6 protein-coding genes and 1 tRNA gene are annotated in these 6,259 nt (G+C 57.0%); 5 read left to right on the forward strand and 2 right to left on the reverse strand.

The window, feature by feature from the left end; translation table 11 throughout:
* The first annotated feature begins 310 nt into the window (after window positions 1-310).
* Window positions 311-1,552: a Gfo/Idh/MocA family protein gene (locus J8Z04_RS07075; RefSeq protein ID WP_052349072.1), complete on the forward strand. Its 1,242-nt coding sequence runs from the start codon at window positions 311-313 to the stop codon at window positions 1,550-1,552.
* Between the two features lie 71 nt (window positions 1,553-1,623).
* On the opposite strand, the gene ruvX is transcribed toward J8Z04_RS07075, so the two are convergent.
* On the reverse strand, window positions 1,624-2,088 hold the full coding sequence (gene ruvX / locus J8Z04_RS07080) for a Holliday junction resolvase RuvX (protein ID WP_192848169.1): 465 nt from the start codon (window positions 2,086-2,088) through the stop codon (window positions 1,624-1,626).
* Window positions 2,089-2,159: 71 nt separating this feature from the next.
* Between ruvX and gatC the strand changes: the two genes are divergently transcribed.
* The 4 genes from gatC to J8Z04_RS07100 all read left to right on the forward strand — a co-directional run bounded on the left by gatC (window position 2,160) and on the right by J8Z04_RS07100 (window position 5,578).
* On the forward strand, window positions 2,160-2,447 hold the full coding sequence (gene gatC, locus J8Z04_RS07085) for an Asp-tRNA(Asn)/Glu-tRNA(Gln) amidotransferase subunit GatC (RefSeq protein ID WP_043560260.1): 288 nt from the start codon (window positions 2,160-2,162) through the stop codon (window positions 2,445-2,447).
* Window positions 2,447-3,934 (forward strand): Asp-tRNA(Asn)/Glu-tRNA(Gln) amidotransferase subunit GatA, encoded by a 1,488-nt coding sequence (gatA, locus tag J8Z04_RS07090; RefSeq protein ID WP_192848343.1) that lies wholly within the window; start codon window positions 2,447-2,449, stop codon window positions 3,932-3,934. The genes gatC and gatA overlap by 1 nt, the downstream gene beginning before the upstream one ends.
* Complete coding sequence (gene gatB, locus J8Z04_RS07095) at window positions 3,931-5,391, forward strand: Asp-tRNA(Asn)/Glu-tRNA(Gln) amidotransferase subunit GatB (RefSeq protein ID WP_043560255.1); 1,461 nt, start codon at window positions 3,931-3,933, stop codon at window positions 5,389-5,391. The genes gatA and gatB overlap by 4 nt, the downstream gene beginning before the upstream one ends.
* A 94-nt stretch (window positions 5,392-5,485) precedes the next feature.
* Window positions 5,486-5,578, forward strand: a tRNA-Ser gene (locus J8Z04_RS07100).
* Window positions 5,579-5,800: 222 nt separating this feature from the next.
* Here the strand turns inward: J8Z04_RS07100 and J8Z04_RS07105 are convergent.
* On the reverse strand, window positions 5,801-6,259 hold a 459-nt coding region (locus tag J8Z04_RS07105), incomplete at its 5' end, for a carbohydrate-binding protein (protein ID WP_212125609.1).

Consider the following 6,259-nt stretch of genomic DNA (forward strand, 5'->3'; position numbering starts at 1 on the left):
GGGGATGCGGCCATTTTTGTTCATGACATGATAAAAATGCAGCCCATCCATACAGTTGCCATGATGAAACTGGACTGCGCCTTATCTGATTTTAACTTATTGTAAAATAAGAATTTTATTTTTAAGATAAATTTTATTTATTGCCTTTCTTGCCTTCAAAAATAATTCCTTTCCCAAGGTTAATTGCAATTATCCCGTCTGGAGTCTTAACTTCGGGGAAACGAAGCGGGAAGCAATGGAATTTTCCGTTCGTCACCAGCCTTTGTAATCGTGCGGGGCTGCTTACTTGAGTGAAAAGGATGTATTCATAATGAGCTCTCACTCACCACACAAACCAGTAAATGCAGGTCGTCGGCATGTTCTTGGAGCACTCGGTGCTTCTATTCTGGCTGGCGGCGCTGGAAAGGCTGTGGCCCAGTCTCTCGGTTTCCCCGCACCGCCTGCCGGGCTGGGCAAACGCCCGTATCCAAATCTGCTTCGCCCGATGAATGATGGTCCCCGCAAATTTGGCTATGCCATCGTGGGTCTTGGCAAATATGCCGTCAATCAGATCTTGCCGGCTTTTGCCGAGTGTGAATATGCCAAGGTGACGGCGCTGGTCAGCGGCGACATCAACAAGGCCCGTCGTCTGGGCAAGCATTACGGGATCGAGGAATCGCACCTCTACACCTACGACAATTTTGACAAGATTGCGCAGGACCCGGAGGTTGACGCCGTTTACATCATCCTGCCCAACTCCCTGCATGCCGACTTCACGGAGCGTTCTTTCCGTGCCGGCAAGCATGTGCTGTGTGAGAAGCCGATGGCCGTCACGGTCGAAGAGTGTCAGCGCATGATTGCTGCCGGCAAGAAGGCTGGCAAGAAGCTCATGATTGGCTATCGCTGCCACTTTGACCCCGTTACTCACAAGGCTATCGAGCTGGCCCGTACCAGCATTGGCAAGCCGCAGATCATTACCACGGATAACGGTGACAATACCGACCCGACGGATCCGACCTACCAGTGGCGTCTGACCCGCTCCCTGTCTGGTGGTGGTGCGCTGATGGATCTGGGCATCTATGGCGTCAACGGTTCACGCTACATGCTGAATGAAGATCCAATCGAGGTCCAGGCCACCATCATGCCGCCGTCTGACCCGATGTTCCGTGAGATCGACGAGACCATCGTCTGGATCATGAAGTACCGTTCCGGTGCCGTGGCACATGGCAGCGCCTCCTTCAACGTGAATGCCATGTCCCGCTTCAACCTTCAGGGGACGGACGCCTCCCTGCGGATGGACCCGGCCACGAGTTACTGGTGCAACAGTGTTAGCCACTGCACCACTGGTGACACGCATACATGGTCCACCCCGATGTTCACCATCCCGGCCCTGAACCAGTTCTCTGCACAGCTGGATCATCTGGCCATCAGCGTTGCCAACAATACGCCGCTGGCAGCCACGGGTGAGGAAGGGATGCAGGATGTCCGTCTGATTCAGGCCATGTATCAGTCTGCCCATTCTGGCAGCCGCCCGGTTTCCACCGATTGGGGTGATTGGCGCAAGACCATCTGATCATTTCGATTGGATGTCATGCAGGAGGGGAGGCCGCATTTATGCGGCCTCTCTTTTTTGTATCGGCAGGATCAGGCCGCAGTGGCGTCCAGCCAGCCCTGGAGCATGTAAGCGGCGGCCATCTTGTCCACGACCTCGCCACGCCTCTTGCGGGTCATGTCGGCTTCCTGAACGAGGAAACGGTTTACGGCACTGGATGAAAGCCGCTCATCCCACAGGCAGGCAGGCAGGCCCAGCCGCTCACTAAGGGCATTGGCCCAGTCACTGGCGGCACGTGCTGCCGGGCCAAAGCTGCCATCCAGTGAAAGCGGAAGGCCGACCACAATCCCGCCAATTTCATGTTTCCGACAGAGGGTCTGAAACTGGGGAACCATCTGCTTCATTTTACCACGGGCCAGCACGGTCAGGGGGGAGGCCAGCATGAGAGCAGTGTCGGAGAGCGCCACGCCAATCTGTTTGCTGCCGGGGTCCAGCCCCAAGATGGAATGTGCTGCAGGGAGCTGATTACGCAGGTCATGTGGATTGAATAGTGTCATGGCAAAGGGGTATGATCGCTTCCATGGCCGTAATAGGCTGATGTGATTGATGTCTGAAAGCAGGATTATACATGTCGCTTGATGCGAAAACAGTGGCAAAAATGGCCAGGCTGGCAAGGGTTGGCCTCTCGGAAGAGCAGGTTCACACCTATCAGAAAGAGATGCAGGGGATCATTGGCTGGGTTGACCAGCTCAATGAGGTTGATGTGACCGACGTTCCACCGATGATTGGAACTGGTTTGGCCCAGCCACGTCTGCGGGACGATCAGGTGACAGATGGCAACTGTCGGGACAAGGTGCTCTCCAACGCACCGGACCGTGAAGGCCCCTTCTATACCGTGCCGAAGGTGGTGGAATGATGAGCAGCATTTTTGATCATACTCTTGCTTCTGCCCGTGAGGCTCTCCGGTCCCGCAAGATTTCTGCCGTCGAGCTGGTCGATGCCCATATTGATGCCATTGAACGTCTTGATGGTGGGCTGAACAGCTTCATCACCCGCACGCCCGAGCAGGCCCGTCTGGCCGCCAAAGAAGCGGATGCCCTTCTGGCGAAGGGAGAAGGTGGAAGCCTCTGTGGCCTGCCCATCGGGATCAAGGACCTTTTTGCAACGGAAGGCGTTCGTACGACGGCTGCCAGCAAGATTCTGGGTAATTTTGTGCCGCCTTACGAAAGTACCGTGACAGCGAACCTGAAGCGTGAAGGGGCCATTTCGCTGGGCAAGCTGAATCTTGATGAATTCGCCATGGGCTCCACGAACCTGACCTCTGCTTTTGGTGGTGTGGAAAATCCGTGGAAGCTTCGTGATTCCGATGCAAAGCTTGTGCCGGGTGGCTCTTCTGGCGGGTCCGCTGCTGCTGTGGCGGCAGGGCTTGTTCTGGGAGCGACCGGGACGGATACGGGCGGTTCCATCCGTCAGCCTGCGGCTTTCTGCGGTATTACGGGAATCAAGCCGACCTATGGCCGCTGCTCCCGGTTTGGGACGATCGCCTTTGCCAGCTCTCTGGATCAGGCGGGGCCGATGGCCCGTACCCTTCAGGACTGTGCCATTCTTCTTGAATCCATGGCAGGGTTCGACCCCAAGGATTCCACCAGCGTGAACAGGCCCGTCCCACATTATGAGGCGGCTCTTGGACGTGGCGTGAAGGGGCTGAAGGTCGGTATTCCAAAGGAATATCGCATCGATGGTCTGCCTGCCGAGATTGAAGCCATCTGGCAGCAGGGGATCAACTGGCTGAAAGAGGCTGGTGCCGAAGTGGTGGACATTTCCCTGCCGCATACGAAGTATGGTCTGCCAGCCTATTACATTGCCGCTCTGGCAGAGGCATCCTCCAACCTCGCCCGGTATGATGGTGTCCGCTTTGGGGAGCGTGTCAGCGGTGCGTCTCTGGATGCACTTTATGAAGCCACCCGTGCTGCCGGATTTGGGGATGAGGTGAAGCGCCGTATCCTGCTGGGCACCTATGTGCTGTCTTCCGGCTATTACGATGCTTACTATCTTCGTGCCCAGAAGGTTCGTACGCTGCTCCAGCGTGACTTCCTGAAGGCGTATGAAACGGTTGATGTCATCCTGGCACCAACGGCTCCTTCCGGGGCTTTTGCCTGGGATGAAAAGCCGACCGATCCGGTTCAGGTCTATCTGAATGACGTCTTTACGGTGCCGGCCAGCATGGCAGGCGTGCCGGCCCTGTCCGTTCCGGCCGGGCTGGATGGCCGTGGCGTGCCGCTCGGGCTCCAGCTGATCGGCCGTTTCTTTGATGAAGAAACGCTGCTGGCCGCCGGCTCCGTTCTGGAGCGGGCCGCTTCCTTTACCCATCGTCCCACCATTCATGCAGGGGTGTCAGCATGAGCGCATATCGTATCACGGGTGAAACTGGCGAATGGGAAGTCATTGTCGGGCTGGAGGTCCATGCCCAGATTGTCAGCCAGTCCAAGCTGTTCTCCGGTGCCTCTGCGGAATATGGCGGGGAGCCCAACACGCACGTCAGCTTGGTTGATGCCGGTTTTCCCGGCATGTTGCCTGTCCTGAACCGTGAGTGTGTGGCACAGGCCGTACGGACGGGCCTTGGGTTGCGGGCACAGATCAATCTTTTCAGCCGCTTTGACCGGAAGAACTATTTCTACGCTGATCTTCCGACGGGCTATCAGATCAGCCAGTTTGAGCATCCGATCGTTGGTAAGGGCACGGTCGAGATCGAACTTTCTGATGGTGAGATCCGCCATATTGGCGTGACCCGCATGCACATGGAACAGGATGCAGGCAAGTCCATTCACGATCAGGACCCGACACGCTCTTTCATCGATCTGAACCGTGCTGGTGTTGCTCTCATGGAGATCGTGAGTGAGCCGGATATCCGCTCTCCGGAAGAGGCTGGGGCTTACCTCCGCAAGCTGCGTCAGATTCTCCGTTATCTGGGGACGTGTGACGGCAACATGGAGGAAGGCTCCATGCGTGCGGATGTGAACGTTTCCGTCCGCCGTGAGGGGGAAGAAGGGTATCGCACGCGCTGCGAGATCAAGAACGTCAATTCCGTACGTTTTGTCATGCAGGCGATCGAGGTCGAGGCGCAGCGCCAGGTGGACATCTGGGAGTCTGGTGGAGAGATCGATCAGGAGACCCGTCTTTTCGACCATGTGAAGAGCGAGACACGGTCTCTGCGGACGAAGGAGGATGCGCATGATTACCGCTACTTCCCGGAGCCGGATCTTCTTCCGCTGGTCATCGAGCAGTCCTGGGTTGATGAGCTGAAGGCTGCCTTGCCGGAACTTCCAGAGGACAAGCGTGCCCGTCTGGAAAAAGAATATGGCGTGTCCCGCTATGAGTCTGGCGTGCTGACGGCGGAGCAGTCCGTTGCGGATTTTTATGAGACGGTTGCCCGTGGGGCTGATGCCCGTCTGGCCACGAACTGGATTCTGGGTGACTTCTTCGCCGCATTGAACCGTACGGGGCGCAGCATCGAGGATAGTCCTGTTTCTGCCGAGGCCCTGCGTGAGCTTCTGTCCCTGATCAGTGATTCCACCATCAACGGGAAGATTGCCAAGGAAGTCTTCGAGGACATGGTGGAGACGGGGGAGAAGCCCTCTGTCATCGTGGATCGCAAGGGCCTGCGGCAGGTGACCGACACGGGAGCCATTGAGGCAGCCATCAGTGATATTCTGGCAGCCAATGCGGACAAGGTGGAGGAGTACAGGAGCGGCAAGGATAAGCTCTTCGGCTTCTTCGTCGGACAGACGATGAAGGCGATGAAAGGGAAGGCAAATCCTGCCATGGTGAACGAGCTGCTGAAGAAGCTGCTTGCCTCCTGAAAATTATGAAAAAGAGTGCTGTAGGGGGGTTTACGTCAGCGTCATTTCCCCCTACAAACACTCCTGCAAACGCCGTGTAAAAACCGTTTACAGCGGAGGGGTGGCCGAGAGGCTGAAGGCGGCGGTTTGCTAAACCGTTATACGGGTAACTCCCGTATCGTGGGTTCGAATCCCATCCCCTCCGCCACGGTTTCCCGTCATACGGCGACACTCCCCGATAAAAAACGTAGAAAACCGTTAAAAATTAGCGCCACATCGTGCCATGTAGCGACATTTAACGACACGAAAGTGCGGGTATTTTTGTGGGTAACTCTTAGCTATAGCGGGTAAATGCTGACTGACATTGCTGTGAGACGCCTCACATCCCAAGAGAAGCCCTGCAGAAAAGCCGAATCAGGCGGTCTGCCCATCAGGGTCTCCATCCGTAGAGGCTGACATCCTGCCCGGGAAAGACGACCCAGACCCGGTGCACACCTGTCGGAGACTGGATGATCTGTGTCTGGCTGCTGTCGACATTCCCGCCCTTTGACTGTGGCACGGTCAGCCTGGCCAGCACGGGTCCGTCCTGACTGTCGAGACGGAACTCCATCACCCCGCCATGCTGGCTGTATGTGACGGCGGCCAGGGATGAGACGCCCTGTCCGAAGTCGATGCCATCCCAGTAGATGCCCCTGCCACAGCAGCCATGCACGGTTGCGGCCACACGCCCTCCCATGCCGTTGGGTGACCATGAGGGGGTACCGCCCCGGATGAGGTCACTGGCGGTGCCGTCCAGCGTCCAGTCCGTCCGGTTTTTCAGGGTGTTGCCCTCGACCCACGCAATGCCACTGGTCTTGAGGGACGGAATGGTGAACGTGGCCGTGTAGAC

This window comes from Bombella apis, assembly GCF_018221685.1.
Lineage (GTDB): Bacteria > Pseudomonadota > Alphaproteobacteria > Acetobacterales > Acetobacteraceae > Bombella > Bombella apis.

Excerpts from the sequence above, each read along its gene's own strand:
- J8Z04_RS07075 (WP_052349072.1), top strand. The coding sequence starts at position 311 with ATGAGCTCTCACTCACCACACAAACCAGTAAATGCAGGTCGTCGGCAT.
- gatB (WP_043560255.1), top strand. The coding sequence starts at position 3,931 with ATGAGCGCATATCGTATCACGGGTGAAACTGGCGAATGGGAAGTCATT.
- gatA (WP_192848343.1), top strand. The coding sequence starts at position 2,447 with ATGAGCAGCATTTTTGATCATACTCTTGCTTCTGCCCGTGAGGCTCTC.
- gatC (WP_043560260.1), top strand. The coding sequence starts at position 2,160 with ATGTCGCTTGATGCGAAAACAGTGGCAAAAATGGCCAGGCTGGCAAGG.
- ruvX (WP_192848169.1), bottom strand. The coding sequence starts at position 2,088 with ATGACACTATTCAATCCACATGACCTGCGTAATCAGCTCCCTGCAGCA.